Origin of the sequence: Streptomyces sp. NBC_01264 (assembly GCF_026340675.1) — a bacterium.
In the GTDB taxonomy this organism is placed as follows: Bacteria; Actinomycetota; Actinomycetes; order Streptomycetales; family Streptomycetaceae; genus Streptomyces.
The window spans coordinates 13,777-33,018 of record NZ_JAPEOX010000008.1; the positions used below are offsets into that span (position 1 = coordinate 13,777).

The 19,242-nt window shown below is 67.4% G+C and carries 16 protein-coding genes and 8 pseudogenes; 10 read left to right on the forward strand and 14 right to left on the reverse strand.

Features of this window, described 5'->3' with window-relative positions:
• Window positions 1-74: 74 nt before the first annotated feature.
• Window positions 75-158, reverse strand: a pseudogene (locus tag OG435_RS49265) (IS6 family transposase); the annotation flags it as partial.
• A 22-nt stretch (window positions 159-180) separates the two neighbouring features.
• Window positions 181-1,914, reverse strand: coding sequence for an IS1182 family transposase (locus OG435_RS49270; RefSeq protein ID WP_266875295.1), 1,734 nt, complete (start codon window positions 1,912-1,914; stop codon window positions 181-183).
• 89 nt (window positions 1,915-2,003) lie between these two features.
• Here OG435_RS49270 and OG435_RS49275 point away from each other — a divergent pair.
• The 3 genes and pseudogenes from OG435_RS49275 to OG435_RS49285 form a co-directional block, all read left to right on the forward strand.
• Window positions 2,004-2,255, forward strand: a pseudogene (locus OG435_RS49275) (DDE-type integrase/transposase/recombinase); the annotation flags it as partial.
• A gap of 78 nt (window positions 2,256-2,333) precedes the next feature.
• The gene (locus tag OG435_RS49280) at window positions 2,334-2,825 is read left to right on the forward strand and encodes an IS3 family transposase (RefSeq protein WP_266888454.1); all 492 of its coding nucleotides are present in this window, start codon (window positions 2,334-2,336) and stop codon (window positions 2,823-2,825) included.
• A 458-nt stretch (window positions 2,826-3,283) separates the two neighbouring features.
• The gene (locus OG435_RS49285) at window positions 3,284-3,805 is read left to right on the forward strand and encodes a hypothetical protein (RefSeq protein WP_266888404.1); all 522 of its coding nucleotides are present in this window, start codon (window positions 3,284-3,286) and stop codon (window positions 3,803-3,805) included.
• An 8-nt stretch (window positions 3,806-3,813) separates the two neighbouring features.
• Here OG435_RS49285 and OG435_RS49290 read toward each other — a convergent pair whose 3' ends face one another.
• Window positions 3,814-4,764 carry an IS5 family transposase gene (locus OG435_RS49290; protein ID WP_266876168.1) on the reverse strand — a complete coding sequence of 317 codons (951 nt, stop codon included), beginning with the start codon at window positions 4,762-4,764 and terminating at the stop codon, window positions 3,814-3,816.
• A gap of 106 nt (window positions 4,765-4,870) precedes the next feature.
• Window positions 4,871-5,128, reverse strand: coding sequence for a transposase family protein (locus tag OG435_RS49295; RefSeq protein ID WP_266888407.1), 258 nt, complete (start codon window positions 5,126-5,128; stop codon window positions 4,871-4,873).
• A 323-nt stretch (window positions 5,129-5,451) separates the two neighbouring features.
• Between OG435_RS49295 and OG435_RS49300 the strand changes: the two are divergent.
• Window positions 5,452-6,012, forward strand: a pseudogene (locus tag OG435_RS49300) (ISAs1 family transposase); the annotation flags it as partial.
• 9 nt (window positions 6,013-6,021) lie between these two features.
• Here OG435_RS49300 and OG435_RS49305 read toward each other — a convergent pair.
• Together OG435_RS49305 and OG435_RS49310 are read right to left on the reverse strand one after the other, a co-directional pair.
• Window positions 6,022-6,216 carry a Tn3 family transposase gene (locus tag OG435_RS49305; protein WP_430625885.1) on the reverse strand — a complete coding sequence of 65 codons (195 nt, stop codon included), beginning with the start codon at window positions 6,214-6,216 and terminating at the stop codon, window positions 6,022-6,024.
• A 59-nt stretch (window positions 6,217-6,275) separates the two neighbouring features.
• Window positions 6,276-6,524, reverse strand: coding sequence for a hypothetical protein (locus tag OG435_RS49310; RefSeq protein ID WP_266888409.1), 249 nt, complete (start codon window positions 6,522-6,524; stop codon window positions 6,276-6,278).
• Window positions 6,525-6,846: 322 nt separating this feature from the next.
• Between OG435_RS49310 and OG435_RS49315 the strand changes: the two genes are divergently transcribed.
• From OG435_RS49315 to OG435_RS49335, 5 genes and pseudogenes are all read left to right on the forward strand, one after another.
• Entirely contained in the window at window positions 6,847-7,383 is a 537-nt protein-coding gene (locus OG435_RS49315; protein ID WP_266888410.1) for a hypothetical protein, read from the forward strand.
• Window positions 7,384-7,597: 214 nt separating this feature from the next.
• Window positions 7,598-8,092, forward strand: a pseudogene (locus OG435_RS49320) (IS6 family transposase); the annotation flags it as partial.
• A 186-nt stretch (window positions 8,093-8,278) separates the two neighbouring features.
• On the forward strand, window positions 8,279-9,919 hold the full coding sequence (locus OG435_RS49325) for an IS1182 family transposase (protein ID WP_266888004.1): 1,641 nt from the start codon (window positions 8,279-8,281) through the stop codon (window positions 9,917-9,919).
• Window positions 9,920-9,941: 22 nt separating this feature from the next.
• A pseudogene (locus tag OG435_RS49330) lies at window positions 9,942-10,193 on the forward strand (DDE-type integrase/transposase/recombinase); the annotation flags it as partial.
• Between the two features lie 67 nt (window positions 10,194-10,260).
• Complete coding sequence (locus OG435_RS49335; protein ID WP_266887893.1) at window positions 10,261-10,797, forward strand: winged helix-turn-helix domain-containing protein; 537 nt, start codon at window positions 10,261-10,263, stop codon at window positions 10,795-10,797.
• Between the two features lie 115 nt (window positions 10,798-10,912).
• Here OG435_RS49335 and OG435_RS49340 read toward each other — a convergent pair.
• Window positions 10,913-11,203, reverse strand: a pseudogene (locus tag OG435_RS49340) (DDE-type integrase/transposase/recombinase); the annotation flags it as partial.
• Window positions 11,204-11,253: 50 nt separating this feature from the next.
• Between OG435_RS49340 and OG435_RS49345 the strand changes: the two are divergent.
• Window positions 11,254-12,987 (forward strand): IS1182 family transposase, encoded by a 1,734-nt coding sequence (locus OG435_RS49345; protein WP_266875295.1) that lies wholly within the window; start codon window positions 11,254-11,256, stop codon window positions 12,985-12,987.
• A gap of 26 nt (window positions 12,988-13,013) precedes the next feature.
• Here OG435_RS49345 and OG435_RS49350 read toward each other — a convergent pair.
• The 7 genes and pseudogenes from OG435_RS49350 to OG435_RS49380 all read right to left on the reverse strand — a co-directional run.
• A pseudogene (locus OG435_RS49350) lies at window positions 13,014-13,508 on the reverse strand (IS6 family transposase); the annotation flags it as partial.
• Between the two features lie 74 nt (window positions 13,509-13,582).
• Window positions 13,583-13,876 (reverse strand): annotated as a pseudogene (locus tag OG435_RS49355) (transposase); the annotation flags it as partial.
• A 444-nt stretch (window positions 13,877-14,320) separates the two neighbouring features.
• Entirely contained in the window at window positions 14,321-15,229 is a 909-nt protein-coding gene (gene mvk / locus OG435_RS49360) for a mevalonate kinase (RefSeq protein ID WP_266888411.1), read from the reverse strand.
• Window positions 15,226-16,515 (reverse strand): hydroxymethylglutaryl-CoA reductase, degradative, encoded by a 1,290-nt coding sequence (locus OG435_RS49365; protein WP_266888412.1) that lies wholly within the window; start codon window positions 16,513-16,515, stop codon window positions 15,226-15,228. Before OG435_RS49365 ends, mvk begins: the two co-directional genes overlap by 4 nt.
• Window positions 16,512-17,579, reverse strand: coding sequence for a mevalonate kinase family protein (locus OG435_RS50545; RefSeq protein WP_353962817.1), 1,068 nt, complete (start codon window positions 17,577-17,579; stop codon window positions 16,512-16,514). Before OG435_RS50545 ends, OG435_RS49365 begins: the two co-directional genes overlap by 4 nt.
• The gene (mvaD, locus tag OG435_RS49375; RefSeq protein ID WP_266888416.1) at window positions 17,572-18,660 is read right to left on the reverse strand and encodes a diphosphomevalonate decarboxylase; all 1,089 of its coding nucleotides are present in this window, start codon (window positions 18,658-18,660) and stop codon (window positions 17,572-17,574) included. The genes OG435_RS50545 and mvaD overlap by 8 nt, the downstream gene beginning before the upstream one ends.
• On the reverse strand, window positions 18,600-18,938 hold the full coding sequence (locus tag OG435_RS49380; RefSeq protein ID WP_266888418.1) for a hypothetical protein: 339 nt from the start codon (window positions 18,936-18,938) through the stop codon (window positions 18,600-18,602). Before OG435_RS49380 ends, mvaD begins: the two co-directional genes overlap by 61 nt.
• Between the last annotated feature and the right edge of the window lie 304 nt (window positions 18,939-19,242).

Consider the following 19,242-nt stretch of genomic DNA (forward strand, 5'->3'; position numbering starts at 1 on the left):
ACGCCCTCTACCAGGCCCTGGCACACCCTGACGCGCAATCAAACGATCACGCCGCCGACAACGTGACAGTGCCAACGGAACCCCTTCATCGCGCGTTCCCGCTGCCTCGTCGGCTGATGTGAGTTCTCGGCCCGGTTGTTGAGTCCCTTGTGGATCCTGCTGGCCAAATGTGGGGGGCAGTCAGGCCGTGAGGGTGAGGTCAAGTCTCGCGAGGTGACTGGTGCGGGTGTGGTCGAGGGGTTGGTTGTTCCACCAGGCGTCGAGGCGGATGAGGTTGAGGGCGACGGCGGAGTAGACGTGTTCGAGGTGGGTCTTCGCGAGGCCGCGATAGCGGGCCCTGCGGTTACCGGTGACGGCTGTGGCCTGGCGGATGGTGCCCTCGACGCCGGCGCGCAGGGCGTATGTGGTCTGCCAGTCGGCGTCCTGCTGGGCGGCGTGGTTCGTGTTGATCAGTTCCTGCAGGTCCCGTGGGCGCAGGGTGAGCTGGCGGCCCTGGCGTGTGGCGTCGGTGCATGCCGCTCTGACCGGGCAGGGGCCGCAGTCGGCCTCGTCGAAGCGGACCGCGATCCCTTCGCGGCCGTGTTGCCGGGCCGGGCTCCAGAACCTGCTGGTGGCGCCCTGGGGGCAGGTGGCTTGCTCGGCGTCCCAGTCGATGGTGAAGGCTTCGCGCTGGTAACCGGCGTTCTCCCGGTCCTGGCGGGAGGTGCCCGCCAGGAGCGGTGCGACCAGGGTGATCCCGAAGGCGGCCCGGGCCCCGGCGAGGAGTTCCGCGCTTGCGTAGCCGGAGTCGAGGTAGTGCTCGGCGGGCAGCAGGCCCCGGTCGGCGAGGGCCCGGTGGACGGGCTCGACCAGCTTCACATCGGGCACGGTCGCGTCCGTGGTCGCGACATGTGTGATCACGTTCGGGATGTCCGGACGCGCCCGGCGTCCCGGCCGCGGGGTCCCTCCGCCGGGCCGGGGCCGCTGGCAGACCTCGCTGATGTGCAGTTTGTACCCGGTCCAGTGTAGGGCGTTCTTGGTGCCGTTGCGGGCGTCGAGGTCGTAGGGCGAGGCCAGGCGCAGTCTGCCGGGCGGGAGACCCTCCTTGTCCGCCTCCCGCCGCTTGACCACCTCCCGCCCGTCGCCGCCGGTGGTGACCAGGTAGTTCTGCACAGTGATCCGGCGCAGGACCTGGACCGCGGGCAGCTCGCGCAGCCACAGGGGCGAGTGAGGGTTGTGGACCGCCCGCAGCAGGGCCACCGCGTCACGGCCGTAGTCCAGTACGAGTTCGTCCCGCTTGGCTTTGGAGCTGGCGGGACGCCAGCTCTCGTCGATGCGCCGCCCGTAGCGGCGGTTCCACCCACGGACGTCCACGGCCTGCGCCACCCAGTGCGGGGCCGCGGCGGACAGCGCCTCCAGCGCGGCCCGCACCGACTCCCCGCACAGCTCGAGGCGGTTCAGGTCCCGCACCGCCGCCAGCACGTGGGTGGAGTCGGTCCGCTGCTTACCCCCAGCCTTGACCAGGCCCTTGCCCTTCAATGCCGCCAGCAGCAGATCCAGTACCCGCTCCTCCAGGCCGTGCTCGACCACCCGGGTGCGGAACTCCGAGAGCACCGAGGCATCGAAGCCGACGTCCTCCAACTCCAGGCCAAGGCAGTACTTCCACGACAGGTCGAACCGGACCCGGTGGGCGGCGGCGCGGTCGGTCAGGTTCTCCGCCATCTGCAGCACCGTCACCATCGCCAGCCGCCCCGGCGACCAGCCCCGCCGGCCCCGCAGACCGAACGCCCCGGCGAACTCGGCATCCGCGAACAGCCCGCCCAGCTCATCCCGCACCCGCATAGCCAACGGCGGCGCCCCACGACCAGCCACCGCCCGCGCGACCCGCACCGTCACCTCAGGGACCTCGGGCCACTGCTCCGGCAGCAACGACATGACTCCCACCCCACCAGCCGGGAACGACAGAACCGGCCACCACCATGCCAACCGCCCGCCCTCACCGCAGGACACGACATTTGGCCAGCAGGATCCACAAGGGACTCAACAACCGGGCCGAGAACTCACATCAGCCGACGAGGCAGCGGGAACGCGCGATGAAGGGGTTCCGTTCCGTCGGCGCAGCCCAACGGTTCCTGGCCGCGTTCAGCGGCATCTCACCCCACTTCAGACCCCGACGCCACCTCCTCACCGCCACCGGCTACCGCACCGAAATGATCACCCGCTTCGCCATCTGGGACCAGATCACCGGCACCGCAGGCCTGCCCGCGGCCACCTGAAACAGACACCACTACCACGGCCAGACACGTCCCGAACCAGAAGATGCCCCCGAGAATCACTCAACCTGACAACGCCCTCTGTGGCTCTCGGCGATCCGCGACGCCTTCTCCCGCCGGGTGGTCGCCTGGGAGACTTCCGCCCGCGCGGACGCCGACCTGGTGCTGACCACCCTGGAGTACGCCCTCGCGTCCCGCGAGGTCGAGCCCGGCCAGCTGATTCATCACGCGGACCACGGCTGTCAATACACGTCTATCAAGCTCACAACCCGGCTAATGAGAGCTGGAGTTGAAGCGTCCATGGGCTCGATCGGCGACTCATACGATAACGCTCTCGCGGAGAACCTCTGGATGCTCATCAAAACCGAGGGCCTCCGTGGCCGGACCTTCACCACCCGGGCTGAGGCGAACCTCGCGCTCTTCGAGTACATCGATGGCTTCTACAACTCCCGTCGCATCCAGGAACGGCTCGGCTTCCTCAGCCCGATCGAGTACGAAGAGAAGCACTACGCCAACCAGGCGACGGCCGAACCAGCGAACCTGAACACCCGTCAACCCCTCCTGACCAGCTAATCAGCAACTCCCGAACAACGGGGGAACCTCATATTGACGGATATATGAGGGATGGAACCGGGAGTGTGCCGTTTCACCCGCCTGCTGCTGAGGAATAGTCAGACCGGGCCAGTAGGCGGGCCTTCCTGAAGGCACTGTCACCTTGTTCGGCGGTCTGGGATGATCTTCGGGTTGTGGGTGTCCGGGTGGGGTGGGGGTTCGTGTCGTCTGGGGTTCCGTCGTACGCGAATCACCGCTACCCGGCCGAGGGGCGCTGTCACGTTGTCGGTGGTGTGATTGTTTGATGGCGCGTCAGGGTGTGCCGAGGTCTTCCGTGGCCCGCTGCTCAGAGCCTGGTGATCAAGGGCTAGTCAGTGCGGGGTGCCCCGCACTGGCGGGTGATCGTTTCCCTGCGGTGGGTGCCGAGGAGGGTTCCGGAGAAGCATCGAGCTGGTTCCGAGTGGACGTGGGAGGTCTCGATGGTGTCCGTGATGTCGTTGATGACGGCGAAGGCCGAGCTGGCGCGAGGGAAGGCGACGGAGTGGCAGTCGCTGCTCGTGGAGGCCCAGGAGCAGGTGGATCACTGGCTGGCGGAGGCTGCGGCGGAAGAGGACGCGGTGCGCCGGTTGCGCCTTGCGCTTGAGGAGCGTGCGGAACTGGCTGAGGTAGCGGCCTCGTTGAGCCCGGTCGTGACGGAGGTCGACGAGGTGGCTGACGCGGTCGGCGCTCTCGCGCCGGTCCGGACAGCAGCGCTGAGGACGGCCCAGGGGCCCGCGCTGACGGTGGCTGGTCCGATCGCCGCGTGGGAGCCGGGACGGGACGAGGAGGTGCTGCCCGGGATGTATCGGGCAGCGCTGGCGGTCGTGCGGGAGTCGGAGGGGGCGGTGATGGCCCGGCAGGTGGCCGAGCGGCTGGGCTGGGAGTCGAGTCCGGCGCGTCAGCAGCGGGCACGGGATGTGTGTTCCCGGCTCGCGGCGGGGGTGGATCGTGAAGCGGGGTGACGGGAAGTTCACCAGGCTGCCCGGCTGACGCCGCGGTTGCCGCGGTCGGCAGGGCCGGCGAGGCGGCGGCTCATCTGGATGCCTGCGGCGAGGAGGACGAACGTGGCGTGATGGTCGGGGCGGCGTTCGTAGTCGCGCACGCAGCGGCGCCGCCGGGTGATCCACGCGAGTGATCGTTCCACGATCCACCGCTTGGCGATGACCTTGAAGCCCTCGCCCTTGCGGCGGCCGGGGTGGTCGGGAATCTCCAGGTCCAGGCCGAGGGTGCGCCGGGCCCAGGGGGCGAGTTCGCCGTCGTAGCCGTGATCCGCCCAGACCTTGGTGACCCGCCGGAACAGCAGGGTGAGGCGGTGGAAGAGGGCCATCGCGGCGGTCCGGTCGTTCATGTCGGCGCCGGTGACAGCGACCAGCAGGATCAGGCCGAGGGTGTCGACGACGATATGCCGCTTGCGGCCGTTGACCTGCTTGCCGCCGTCGAAGCCCCGGCTCGAGGCGCCGACGGTCTCGGCCGCCTTCACGGACTGCGCGTCGATGATCGCGGCGGTCGGCTGCTCGGACCGGCCGGCCTTCACCCGGATCTTCTTCACCAGCGCGGAGTGGATCTGCGCGAACACGTTCTGACGCACCCAGCGGCGGAAGAAGTCGAAGACCTTGCGCGGCGGCGGGAACGGTTCGGGCAGCGCCCGCCACTTGCCGCCGTTGTCGGCGAGATAACGCAGCGCGTCCAACATCCGCCGATGGCAGTACTCCTCGGGCCGGCCCCCGCGTCCCTCCAGCCACGGTGGCGACGGGATCACGCCGCGCACCGCATCCCACTCGGTGTCGGTCATGTCCGTCTCGAAGGCACGCTCGTGCTCGGGCGCCCAGGACGGCACGTTCCCGAAACGGCATGGCAGACACGCGCACGTGCGGGTGGTGAAGTTGGCGGCGGGCACGGCGAGTTGGTAGAACTGCGGCACAGGGGTCCTCCGGAGTGTTTCGTCGCAACGAATAGCTCTCCAGAGGGCCCCTTCTCTCATGCCTCACGAACCCCGAAAACTCCCACCCGAACACCAGAGCCCCTGATCACCAGGCTCTCAGCTCAGGCGGGGCACCGGCCGCGAACCGGGCGATGGACGCCAAGGTGGCAGCGCCGCCCAGGACAGCGACGGTGCACAGAGCCAACAGCGCGCCGAGGCGATACCGGCGCCCCTGCCGCCGACGCGGATCGGGCAAGGTCTCCAGCACCTCGGCAAGATCGCTCAGCCCCTCGGACCCGACGGCCGGCAGGTCCGCAATGCGGGCATGGTGGCAGGACAGAACTTCGATCGTGGAAAATGACATACGGACGCGACCCCTGAACGATCAATGGCTTCGACACCTTGATCATCAGAGGTCGCGTCCTTCGTGCGTCCACCAGACCCCATCAGGCCGAACACACACGATCAGAGCTAACCACTCATCTCGACAGACGAGAACGCTTCAGCCCTGCCCCTGAATGAGGGCGCTGTCACCTTATCGATGCATGACATGGACGCGTCAGTAGATCTTTCGGCGAGCGCCCCGGATCGCGTCGTCGGGCGAGAGATTTTCCGTGGCGGACACCTCGGAGGCGCCCAGATTTTCTGACGTGGTCACGCCAATTTCGATAACGTGACAGTGCCTTCTACACCCAGCGCGAACACGCAAAATGGCTGGTCGAGGCGAAGAACGCCCACTACCTGATGGTCGTCAAGGGCAACCAGCCGAACCTCCACGCGGCCATCAAGGCCCTGCCGTGGAAGGAGGTGACCGCCCGCCGCTACGACCGCGAGACCGGACACGGCAGACGCGAGACCCGATCGATACGCACCCTCACCGTCACCGGCCTCGACCTGGACTTCCCCCACATCGTCCAGGCCGTGAAAATCCTGCGGCACCGCACCGACCTCAAGACCGGCCGCGTCACCCGACAGACCATCCACGCCATCACCAGCATGACGTCGGCACAGGCATCACCACAGGTCATCGGCCGTATCGCCCGAGCACAGTGGGGCATCGAAGCCGTCCACCACGTCAGGGACACCACCTTCGCCGAGGACGCCTCCAAGATCCGCACCGGCCACGGACCAGCCAACATGGCCACCCTGAGAAACCTCGCGATCAACACCCTCCGCGAGACCTCCTACACCCCGTTCACCCGCCCCCTCGACCTCCTCGGACTGCCCCTAACCTGCAACGCAACATGATCAACACGACTATGAATTAACCCTGAGCCGGGAGCGGATCTCCGGCGAAATGCTCAGCCCGCCGGCCTGCAGTTCCTTGACGGCGGCGTCCATGTAGAGGGTGTTCCACCAGACCACCGCGTTCAGTGCCATGCCCAGCACCCCCAGCTGATCCTCCATCCCCTCCCGGTAGGCGTGCCTGAGCTCGCCGAGCGGCGCTGTCACGTTGTCGGGGTGGGGTGGAATGATCTTCAGGTGTCCGTGTGGGGCGGGGGTGTCGGCCGTCAGGCGATGTGGCACAGGGGTGTGGCGCCGGTGTGGCAGACCGCGGCTGCGGGAGCGGGCATGGTCGTGCCGTTTCGGGTGATGTGCCCGGGATCTGCCGTGATGTGGTCGCCTGCGGCGACGATGATGGTGATATCCGGTGCGGTGCTGCTCTTCCAGGAATCAGAGATGGTGTCTGCGGAGGCGGAGTGAGCGCCGACGATCGCCAGTGCCATCGTTGTGGTGGCCGCGAGGGTGCGCAGAGTCATAATCAACATGGAGAATCCCCAATCCGTTGGCGGGTGCTGCTTGATGAGACCGCCCTACATGATTCCGCTGCCATGGCCGACAGTTCGCCCGACGCGACCGGCGTACGGGAGTGAACCCCGGTCACCTTGTTGACCTGCCGTCACCTCGGATAGGGACATCTCACCCCTTCCGGGCACCGATAGGTCTGCTCTTGACTCCAAAGCGACTGTCAACGGTGTGCCTCCGACACACGAACTCCATCCCGCAGAAGGATCGAGACTCCACGGCCGGGATGCCGGCCACACTGCGGGGAGAAGACTGATGTCTGCAGGCAGGATTGCTGTGACTGTTCTCGCGTCGAGCGTGGTGCTCGTTGCCGGTGCACCTTCGGCCGGAGCCGATCAGATCCGCGATACGCCGGTCTCGCGTATGTGCCTGATCTACAACATCGGCAACTTCAACAATCTCGCCTGCGAGAAGGTACTCACGGCCCCCTCCCCCGGGAGCGGGAACGCCGCCAGCACCACCGATACTCCGGCCCTTCCGACCGTTTCCTCTTACACCATCCGCAACAACACCACCGACCTCACCTTGGTGCACGTCCAGGAATCCGGCACCCTCCTGCCCGCAGGAACCGACCACCGCATCGAACCGGGCACCCTCCTCACCCGGCAGGCCGAAGACAACGCGACAGCCACCACCGACGCCACCGTCGAATACAGCCTCCACACCGTCACCGGCACCGACCTCGGACACCTCACCATCACCATGGACAACGGCCGAATCACCAGCTGCACCACCACTGCCCCCACCACAGGCTGCACCTTCGACACCAACACCACCACCATCACCCACCAAACACCCCAAGGCCAGGGCTGACCTTGTCGTTTATGGTCCGATGTCGAACGCGACTCGCACTTGGTCGGCGTTTTCGCAGCTCAGCGGACGCGAAGGCGGCCTTCGCTTGATCCTGGGCTCCGTCACAGAGCGGATCAGCGCGAAGGCCGTGGTCATGAGTCTGATGGAGCAGGACGGGCGTTGTCAGGTTGAGTGGGGGTGTCGCTCGGTGGGATGATCATCTGTCTGGTCGGGGTTGCTGGAGGGGCTGCTCGTGGAGACGGTGTCGTACCGGGGTTTCCGCTTCCCGCCGGAGATCATCAGCCACTGCGTGTGGCTGTACCACCGCTTCGGTCTGAGTCTGCGTGAGGTCGAGGAGCTGATGCTCGAGCGGGGCGTCGAGGTGTCTTACGAGACGGTCCACCAGTGGACCCGCCGGTTCGGCCCCGCCTACGCCGGCGCGCTGCGCCGGCGCCGCCCGCAGCCGGGCGACAAATGGCACCTGGACGAGGTCTTCGTCAAGATCAACAAGGTGCAGAAGTACTTGTGGCGTGCCGTCGACCAGGACGGGAACGTCCTCGACATCCTGCTGCAGAACCGCCGCGACGAGGCCGCGGCCAGGCGTTTCCTCCGGAAACTGATGAAGAAGACCCGCTCGGTGCCCAGAGTGATCATCACCGACAAGCTCCGCTCCTACGGAGCCGCCCACCGCATGGTGATGCCCTCGGTGGAACACCGCTCCCACAAGGGATCCTGCTGGCCAAATGTCGTGTCCTGCGGTGAGGGCGGGCGGTTGGCATGGTGGTGGCCGGTTCTGTCGTTCCCGGCTGGTGGGGTGGGAGTCATGTCGTTGCTGCCGGAGCAGTGGCCCGAGGTCCCTGAGGTGACGGTGCGGGTCGCGCGGGCGGTGGCTGGTCGTGGGGCGCCGCCGTTGGCTATGCGGGTGCGGGATGAGCTGGGCGGGCTGTTCGCGGATGCCGAGTTCGCCGGGGCGTTCGGTCTGCGGGGCCGGCGGGGCTGGTCGCCGGGGCGGCTGGCGATGGTGACGGTGCTGCAGATGGCGGAGAACCTGACCGACCGCGCCGCCGCCCACCGGGTCCGGTTCGACCTGTCGTGGAAGTACTGCCTTGGCCTGGAGTTGGAGGACGTCGGCTTCGATGCCTCGGTGCTCTCGGAGTTCCGCACCCGGGTGGTCGAGCACGGCCTGGAGGAGCGGGTACTGGATCTGCTGCTGGCGGCATTGAAGGGCAAGGGCCTGGTCAAGGCTGGGGGTAAGCAGCGGACCGACTCCACCCACGTGCTGGCGGCGGTGCGGGACCTGAACCGCCTCGAGCTGTGCGGGGAGTCGGTGCGGGCCGCGCTGGAGGCGCTGTCCGCCGCGGCCCCGCACTGGGTGGCGCAGGCCGTGGACGTCCGTGGGTGGAACCGCCGCTACGGGCGGCGCATCGACGAGAGCTGGCGTCCCGCCAGCTCCAAAGCCAAGCGGGACGAACTCGTACTGGACTACGGCCGTGACGCGGTGGCCCTGCTGCGGGCGGTCCACAACCCTCACTCGCCCCTGTGGCTGCGCGAGCTGCCCGCGGTCCAGGTCCTGCGCCGGATCACTGTGCAGAACTACCTGGTCACCACCGGCGGCGACGGGCGGGAGGTGGTCAAGCGGCGGGAGGCGGACAAGGAGGGTCTCCCGCCCGGCAGACTGCGCCTGGCCTCGCCCTACGACCTCGACGCCCGCAACGGCACCAAGAACGCCCTACACTGGACCGGGTACAAACTGCACATCAGCGAGGTCTGCCAGCGGCCCCGGCCCGGCGGAGGGACCCCGCGGCCGGGACGCCGGGCGCGTCCGGACATCCCGAACGTGATCACACATGTCGCGACCACGGACGCGACCGTGCCCGATGTGAAGCTGGTCGAGCCCGTCCACCGGGCCCTCGCCGACCGGGGCCTGCTGCCCGCCGAGCACTACCTCGACTCCGGCTACGCAAGCGCGGAACTCCTCGCCGGGGCCCGGGCCGCCTTCGGGATCACCCTGGTCGCACCGCTCCTGGCGGGCACCTCCCGCCAGGACCGGGAGAACGCCGGTTACCAGCGCGAAGCCTTCACCATCGACTGGGACGCCGAGCAAGCCACCTGCCCCCAGGGCGCCACCAGCAGGTTCTGGAGCCCGGCCCGGCAACACGGCCGCGAAGGGATCGCGGTCCGCTTCGACGAGGCCGACTGCGGCCCCTGCCCGGTCAGAGCGGCATGCACCGACGCCACACGCCAGGGCCGCCAGCTCACCCTGCGCCCACGGGACCTGCAGGAACTGATCAACACGAACCACGCCGCCCAGCAGGACGCCGACTGGCAGACCACATACGCCCTGCGCGCCGGCGTCGAGGGCACCATCCGCCAGGCCACAGCCGTCACCGGTAACCGCAGGGCCCGCTATCGCGGCCTCGCGAAGACCCACCTCGAACACGTCTACTCCGCCGTCGCCCTCAACCTCATCCGCCTCGACGCCTGGTGGAACAACCAACCCCTCGACCACACCCGCACCAGTCACCTCGCGAGACTTGACCTCACCCTCACGGCCTGACTGCCCCCCACATTTGGCCAGCAGGATCCACAAGGGACTCAACAACCGGGCCGAGAACTCACATCAGCCGACGAGGCAGCGGGAACGCGCGATGAAGGGGTTCCGTTCCGTCGGCGCAGCCCAACGGTTCCTGGCCGCGTTCAGCGGCATCTCACCCCACTTCAGACCCCGACGCCACCTCCTCACCGCCACCGGCTACCGCACCGAAATGATCATCCGCTTCGCCATCTGGGACCAGATCACCGCCACCGCAGGCCTGCCCGCGGCCACCTGAAACAGACACCACTACTGATCTTTGATGCCGTGTTTGATGATCTGGGCAGGTTCGGTATGCCGGGTGTATGGGGACTCGAACTCGTGCGTCGTTGAGCCCAGTTGATTTGGAGCGGCGACGTTTGCAGGCGGCTGATTTATTCGAACAGGGGATGCGGCAGAGCAAGGTCGCCCAGATGCTCGGGGTGACGCCGCAGGCGGTCAGCCTGTGGCGGCGGGCCTGGGCTGAGGGCGGCCGTCGGGCCCTGCTGTCCAGGGGGCCGGGCGGCAGTTCGTATCTGAGCGCGGAGCAGGAGCGGGAGCTGGAGGGTCTTCTGCGGGCGGGGCCGACGGCGTACGGCTGGGAGGATCAGCGGTGGACCCTGGCCCGGGTCGGGGTCCTGATCGAGGAGCGGTTCAAGGTCCGCTACGAGGTCTCCGGGGTGTGGCGGCTGTTGGACCGTCTGGGCTGGTCGTGGCAGGTGCCGAAGGTGCGGGCCGTGGAGCGTAGCGAGGAGGCGATTGCCGCATGGCGCACGGAGACGTGGCCGGCGGCCTCCCATCCGCGCAGGTCACAGCCGCAGGCGGGTGGGTCTGCTTCGAGGACGAGGCCGGAGCCTGGCTGAACGGGCCCATCCGCCGCACCTGGGGCAAGGCCGGGCAGAGGCGTTGTCAGGTTGAGTGATTCTCGGGGGCATCTTCTGGTTCGGGACGTGTCTGGCCGTGGTAGTGGTGTCTGTTTCAGGTGGCCGCGGGCAGGCCTGCGGTGGCGGTGATCTGGTCCCAGATGGCGAAGCGGATGATCATTTCGGTGCGGTAGCCGGTGGCGGTGAGGAGGTGGCGTCGGGGTCTGAAGTGGGGTGAGATGCCGCTGAACGCGGCCAGGAACCGTTGGGCTGCGCCGACGGAACGGAACCCCTTCATCGCGCGTTCCCGCTGCCTCGTCGGCTGATGTGAGTTCTCGGCCCGGTTGTTGAGTCCCTTGTGGATCCTGCTGGCCAAATGTCGTGTCCTGCGGTGAGGGCGGGCGGTTGGCATGGTGGTGGCCGGTTCTGTCGTTCCCGGCTGGTGGGGTGGGAGTCATGTCGTTGCTGCCGGAGCAGTGGCCCGAGGTCCCTGAGGTGACGGTGCGGGTCGCGCGGGCGGTGGCTGGTCGTGGGGCGCCGCCGTTGGCTATGCGGGTGCGGGATGAGCTGGGCGGGCTGTTCGCGGATGCCGAGTTCGCCGGGGCGTTCGGTCTGCGGGGCCGGCGGGGCTGGTCGCCGGGGCGGCTGGCGATGGTGACGGTGCTGCAGATGGCGGAGAACCTGACCGACCGCGCCGCCGCCCACCGGGTCCGGTTCGACCTGTCGTGGAAGTACTGCCTTGGCCTGGAGTTGGAGGACGTCGGCTTCGATGCCTCGGTGCTCTCGGAGTTCCGCACCCGGGTGGTCGAGCACGGCCTGGAGGAGCGGGTACTGGATCTGCTGCTGGCGGCATTGAAGGGCAAGGGCCTGGTCAAGGCTGGGGGTAAGCAGCGGACCGACTCCACCCACGTGCTGGCGGCGGTGCGGGACCTGAACCGCCTCGAGCTGTGCGGGGAGTCGGTGCGGGCCGCGCTGGAGGCGCTGTCCGCCGCGGCCCCGCACTGGGTGGCGCAGGCCGTGGACGTCCGTGGGTGGAACCGCCGCTACGGGCGGCGCATCGACGAGAGCTGGCGTCCCGCCAGCTCCAAAGCCAAGCGGGACGAACTCGTACTGGACTACGGCCGTGACGCGGTGGCCCTGCTGCGGGCGGTCCACAACCCTCACTCGCCCCTGTGGCTGCGCGAGCTGCCCGCGGTCCAGGTCCTGCGCCGGATCACTGTGCAGAACTACCTGGTCACCACCGGCGGCGACGGGCGGGAGGTGGTCAAGCGGCGGGAGGCGGACAAGGAGGGTCTCCCGCCCGGCAGACTGCGCCTGGCCTCGCCCTACGACCTCGACGCCCGCAACGGCACCAAGAACGCCCTACACTGGACCGGGTACAAACTGCACATCAGCGAGGTCTGCCAGCGGCCCCGGCCCGGCGGAGGGACCCCGCGGCCGGGACGCCGGGCGCGTCCGGACATCCCGAACGTGATCACACATGTCGCGACCACGGACGCGACCGTGCCCGATGTGAAGCTGGTCGAGCCCGTCCACCGGGCCCTCGCCGACCGGGGCCTGCTGCCCGCCGAGCACTACCTCGACTCCGGCTACGCAAGCGCGGAACTCCTCGCCGGGGCCCGGGCCGCCTTCGGGATCACCCTGGTCGCACCGCTCCTGGCGGGCACCTCCCGCCAGGACCGGGAGAACGCCGGTTACCAGCGCGAAGCCTTCACCATCGACTGGGACGCCGAGCAAGCCACCTGCCCCCAGGGCGCCACCAGCAGGTTCTGGAGCCCGGCCCGGCAACACGGCCGCGAAGGGATCGCGGTCCGCTTCGACGAGGCCGACTGCGGCCCCTGCCCGGTCAGAGCGGCATGCACCGACGCCACACGCCAGGGCCGCCAGCTCACCCTGCGCCCACGGGACCTGCAGGAACTGATCAACACGAACCACGCCGCCCAGCAGGACGCCGACTGGCAGACCACATACGCCCTGCGCGCCGGCGTCGAGGGCACCATCCGCCAGGCCACAGCCGTCACCGGTAACCGCAGGGCCCGCTATCGCGGCCTCGCGAAGACCCACCTCGAACACGTCTACTCCGCCGTCGCCCTCAACCTCATCCGCCTCGACGCCTGGTGGAACAACCAACCCCTCGACCACACCCGCACCAGTCACCTCGCGAGACTTGACCTCACCCTCACGGCCTGACTGCCCCCCACATTTGGCCAGCAGGATCCCTTGTGGGAGCGGTGTTCCACCGAGGGCATCACCATGCGGTGGGCGGCTCCGTAGGAGCGGAGCTTGTCGGTGATGATCACTCTGGGCACCGAGCGGGTCTTCTTCATCAGTTTCCGGAGGAAACGCCTGGCCGCGGCCTCGTCGCGGCGGTTCTGCAGCAGGATGTCGAGGACGTTCCCGTCCTGGTCGACGGCACGCCACAAGTACTTCTGCACCTTGTTGATCTTGACGAAGACCTCGTCCAGGTGCCATTTGTCGCCCGGCTGCGGGCGGCGCCGGCGCAGCGCGCCGGCGTAGGCGGGGCCGAACCGGCGGGTCCACTGGTGGACCGTCTCGTAAGACACCTCGACGCCCCGCTCGAGCATCAGCTCCTCGACCTCACGCAGACTCAGACCGAAGCGGTGGTACAGCCACACGCAGTGGCTGATGATCTCCGGCGGGAAGCGGAAACCCCGGTACGACACCGTCTCCACGAGCAGCCCCTCCAGCAACCCCGACCAGACAGATGATCATCCCACCGAGCGACACCCCCACTCAACCTGACAACGCCTTCGGGGTCAAGGCCCGAGAACCGCTCACGCTCCCCGGTCCCGGCATCGACTCGCTTGTCGTTCACGCGCGGCGCGGCCACCTCGACAGGTCCCGCGGCCGTGGCAACCGACCGGGGCCGGTGACGGCCGTTGCGGACCACCAACCGCCGCCCGGCCTCGTCCCGCTCGCTGGTGAGTTCGGCTATGTACTGCTCGACCTCGGCCTCAAGGGCGGCGGCGAGCATCCGCCTCGCGCCTTCCCGGACGATCTCGTCGATCAGAGAGGTACCGCTCTCGGTGGTGCCGTCTTCGGTGACTACGCTGAGCACGGGCGTGCCTTCCCAGCCCGCGCGACACCGCGGGCCTACTCGGTGACCTTGAGTCGATCACCCGGGAAGGTACGCCCTCCACATCCCACGAGGCACCCCACCCCGGGCCGATCCACAGGTTCCGAGCATTGCTCGGCTCGGCCAGATTTCCCGCCACGTGCACGCCATTTTTCATAATGTGACAGCGCCCGCCCTCGCCCATCAACCGCAGCCCCTCACCAGCCAGAACCTTCTCGGTGGCCAGCACCGCCAGCTCGTCAAGCAGCGGCAGGCTCAGCCCGTTCGCCGACGGCCCGGTCTTCGACATCCTCACGCCGGCACCCTGGGCGCCGCCCCCGACCTCGGCAAGCGACACACCAGCCGCCGCCTCGATCGAGTGATCAACGGTCCTGCTCATCAGGTGACTCCTTCGGGGAAGCTCACACCTGATTCATGACACAGCCATCACAAGGTGAGCGGTGGTAGATATGTTGTGAAGGTGGATACCCCCGCTGAGTTCAGAGCGGCTTCGATCTGTGGTGCGCGGGCTGGCTCTGGTGCGAGGGCGATGAAGGCACCCCCGCCTCCCGCCCCCGTGAGTTTGGCTCCTATGGCTCCCGCTGCCCGCGCTGTGTTGATCGCGCTATTGGTAGACGGCGTTGCAAGGCCGAGAGAGTGAAGGTGGGAGTGTGCCGCGTTCATCAATTGGCCGAGAGCGGCGATGTCGCCGCCGGTAATGGCAGTGCGGGCGAGGGTTGCGAGGGTGCCCAGTTCGGTCATGGATCTTTCAACCAGAGGTGCGTTTCGAGCGGTCTCCGCCTCGATTGTGGTAGTGGAAGTGGAGGTGGACCGCCGCTCTGTTGTGAGGCCTATCACAAGTGCGAACTCACGAGGGATGGCCAGGGGATGCATGGCTGGAATGGTGGTTGGCTGATACCAGATCAGGCCAGTGTGCAGCACCGTGCAGACGTCCAAGCCGGATGACCTGCCGTGGAAGACACACTCGATTTCAGTTGCCATGCGCAGCAGGTCTGTCTGACTGAGCTCTGCTGCATGCAGATTGGCGATCGCGCGCACCAGGGCGACGCTCAGCGCGGCAGAGCTGCCGAGGCCGGCACCGGCCGGCAGCGCGGAGCGGATGCGAATGCTGATGTTGCGTTCGTCCATGTGGAAGAAGGCCGTGGCAAGTTGCACGGCTTGCCTTAGTTTCGGGTCTCGGCAGCGGGGGCGGCGGGCGCTGTGGGTTGTGCTTGAGGCAGTTAGCGTCATGCCGATGGGAAGGGAGGCGGCGATGGCGGGCTGCCCGTGAAGCACGGCGTGCTCGCCCAGCAGGATGGCTTTCCCCGGAACATATTGCATGCTCTTGACTGTCATGTTCGGGTCTGGTCCGCGTGCGACTGGTGGGTGGCGTACCGCTGGTGGAGTGCCATGTGGCCGCGCTGGATGCCTTCTGTCGTCAGGGCGCGAAGGGCTGCGAGGTTCTGTGCCAGCCCGACGGCGGCCATGACGGTCGCGAGTTCTCTGGCGCTGCTGATACCCATCAGTTTCAGCGAAAGGGCGGCGCGGGGGTTGGCTTGGATTCGTCTTCCGACGGTGCCTACGACGATGGGTGCCTCGAAGCGGCCGCGAAGCTGTCCGCTCTCGTGGTGCCAGGTCGTTACCGGCTGGTAGCTCCCAGTGTGTGCCGCGAAGGCGTGTACTCCGGCTTCTATGGCCCGCCAATCCTGGCCGGTGGCCAGTGCGACCGCGTCGATGCCGTTCATGACGCCCTTGTTGTGGGTCGCTGCGCGATGTGTGCTCATCGTTGCCAGCAGCGATGCCTGGGCGATGCGTTCCGCGCTTTCGGAGGCGTCGTGGTCCCGGCTTGCCAGGAACCGGTCGGGAATGTCGACGTGTGCATGTGCCATGCGGTGGTCGGCAAGGTTGGAGATGATCCTCACGCCAAGGGTTCCTCCGGTCACGGCCACCACTTCAGGGGCTATGTCTTCCAGCAGGGAGTTGACGGCGTTGGCTCCCATGGCGTCGCCCACATCAATGATGAAGGTCACCAGTAGGCTGCCGTCCGGCAGCGCTTGGGCGGTCACGCGACAGGCGCCGCATCCTCTGGCCACCATGCGCGGTTGCAGGTGGCGTGCTTCGGCGAGCAGTCGGGCCGAGGCGTTGTGCACCCGGGTCGCCGAGGCGTTTGCGTCGGAGAGATCGGTGATGTGGATCTGCCCTGGCATCAAGGCTGGGTCGGCGTCAGCAGAGATGCCGCCGCAGCTCCGAGTGAGTCTGGCGGCGTGCGACGCGGCGGCTACTACGGACGGTTCTTCGATCACCATGGGCACGATGACGTCGGTTCCGTTAATCACGAAGTTGACTGCGAGCGCGTACGGCAGCCCATATACCGCCACGGCATTTTCGATCATGGTGTCGGCATGGGTGAGCGGGAGTGGCGCGTCGGATTGCAGTAGTTGCCGCTCCTCAGGGGTCAGGCTCGCCATGTCGGTCAGCCAATCGACCCGGCTACCCAAGGGCAGACGGTGGAAGCCGGGGTAGCGCGATGTCCGGCCGTTGGCTGGAGATGCTGCGCGGCGGCTTGCAGGTTGGGCGGACCGCGTGCTGGAAGCGGTGTCCTCAGGGGCTGGATCATCACTACGGGTGTGTTGGTTCCTCATTGCGCGTGCCCTGATTCCGGATGTGGTGGTGCTCCCGATCGTGTGGCAATCGGCGGCTGGGTGGGTGCTGTCCTGCCTTTCCGTACCACGCGCACGCCGCGTAGGTCCGGCGAGAGGTGCAGCGGACTGACTCCGACTTGCTTCCATGCCGAGCGGAGAGCAGCTGATTGCGCAGAGGAGAAGCAGAGGGCGATTACGCAGTCTCCCCCTACTGCTCCGGATCCCTTGACTGCTGTGGTAGCTGCCTTGGAAGCTCTGACCAGCTTGGAGACCTGGACGTGGGTTGGTAGCTGAAGATCCTGAGCCAGGTCGTCCAGCAGTTCGCCATAGCGGCAAACGGCATTACCGAGGTCCGTTCGCTGATGCTGCTCGAACGCGCACCAGAAGTCTCTCAGGACGGTATGCATACGATCGAGGTGACGCCGACGGTTGGGGAGGCGGTCGAATGCAGCGAGGCCAGCCAACGTAGGCGTTTCCACACCGGTCCAGGCAGCGGAGATGGTGAGCTCGGGGGGCGGGGCAACGTGAGCGACGTGTGGGGTGTGGTCTCGCAATTGGTAGCCGAGCCACCCACCAAATACGGTCGCCGCCACGTCGGCTCCGCTGCCCAGGCCGTGTTGGTGCTCACGGTGCACGGCGAGCGACAGGTCGAAGAGCCGGCTACGCGTGAGCGGATTCTCCAGGTCGTGGCCGGCTGTAGCGGCCAGAGCCCCCATGATCGCTACGACGCTGGCGGCGCTGCCGCCGAGTCCGACCTTGCGGTGGCCGTGGCGGCCGTGCGCCTGAACGGTCAGGTGCCGGGGCGACGGTTGAACGAAAGCATGGGCACCCCGGTCAACAGCGGCCACCAGCAGACCAGCACCCGAGGCGAGTTTCCCCGCGGTACCAAGGGGGGCATCCACACCGAGGTCTGGGGCGGCGAGCCACCACCCTTGGGGGCAAGGCGAGCTGAAGCACTCGATGCCGCTGTCCATCGCCACCACCAGGGCACGATCTCCGTGAAGCACCGCGTACTCGCCGACCACGAGCAGTTTGCCCGGTGCATAGACGCGCACTTCATCCATGGTCCTGGCCCGTCAGCGGCGCTTGCGTAGGTCGGGGCGGGGTGAATGCTGACTCTGCCCAGGACGGCGGTTGTGAAAGCACGCGCGGGGCGCCACCCGGCCGAGAGCGCAGCACCCGCGACACCCCGGGCACAGCGGCCACGGCGGCGGCGACTGCATCACCGGAGCCGGGCTCACAGAGAATCTTGACTTGCGGGCCGGCATCGATCGAGAAGAACGCCATCAGGCCGCCAGCCCGCAAGTGCCACACTTCGCGGATGACTGCGACAGTGGCAGGCTCCCAGTACAAGAGAGGTGGGTCCGCCCCCAGGGCGGAGGCGTGCATACGCAGCGCATTACGTTCGACCGCCAGGCCGATCGACTTCAGGTCCTTGCCGAGCACACCTGCTATGACCTCGGACAGGTCTTGAGCACCGGCCGCCAGCCAGGCCTTGTAGAAGGGAGACGTGGAGGCGGTGCGAAGCATCCCGTCCCGTGAGGACGTGTGCTTGACCCCCTCTCGGGTGATTGCGATCACGACTTCCAGTGGCCAGTGCTCCGCAGGCGCGACCTGGGCCACGCTCTCGCGCTCCCCTGGCCGCCACAGTACGAAGCCGCCCAGGAGCGAGCGGCAGGCCGATCCTGAGCCCGCGCGGGCCAGCTCAGCCAGCTCGGCGCCACCTGGTGCAGGGTGCACCATGCTCCCGAGTGCGGTGGTGAGTGCCGCGTAGGCGGACGCTGACGAAGCAAGACCCGCCGCTACTGGGAAGTTGGAAGTGATGACCACGTCGAGGGCGTCACTGATGCCCAGCTGGCGGCGGGCATGGGAGACGAACCGCGCCAGGCCATCCGTGGGCCCGGGCGGACTCCACCTACAGCTGCCACTTGCTCCTGAACCTGGCCCCTGGTGCCTTTGGACCCCTGCGAAACTGCTCAGGCCGTCCAGGGTCACGGACAGGCTCGCGCCCGCGGCGTCGTGACCGCTCGCCCCCTTGCCCCAGTACTTGACCAGGGCCAGGTTGGAACTGGCCGTCGCCCAGGTCACAGCTCGCCGACTTGCATGACGAATGCCTCCAGAGCCCAGCGTCGATTGGCTCCGCATGCCCCCGGTCCCTGTGTGAGCGAGGCGGATGACTCATTGTCCTCGGCTGGACGGGAGACCTCCTGCTCTGAGATGAATGAGGAAAGGAGCTTGTCAAATGGGTGAGGAACTGGCGCCAATCCCGACGCGTCGTCCGTAACAGTGCCGAGTTCATCGGCAACCGACTGTAGCCAAACTGAACGAAACGCAGAAAAACCACGGTCGCTGGCTGGAAACGCCAGGCTCATCTGCACATACTCATTGACGATCGTGCGCTCGACGTCGTCTACCCACGACATCTTGAGCCTCCCTTCCGATGGAGGAAGAAGATCTTCAATCGGCGCTCATTGAGCTTCTCATCTGGCCCTGAGCAGGGTCTCAATCGCTTCCACTGTACAGTCGAAGCATCTCCTGTAGGCCCATCCGGGCCGTGACTTGTAACGGTACGTCGCGGCGCATGAGTTCGCATTCCGCTGCACTACGGCTATAACTCCCCGAGGTCGAATGGTGCCTACGGGTTTACGGACGGCACAACGGCGTACACCGGCTAACGGCCGGCTCGCCAAGCGGACGCAGCTACCGCGTCGTAGCATAGTGGTAGGC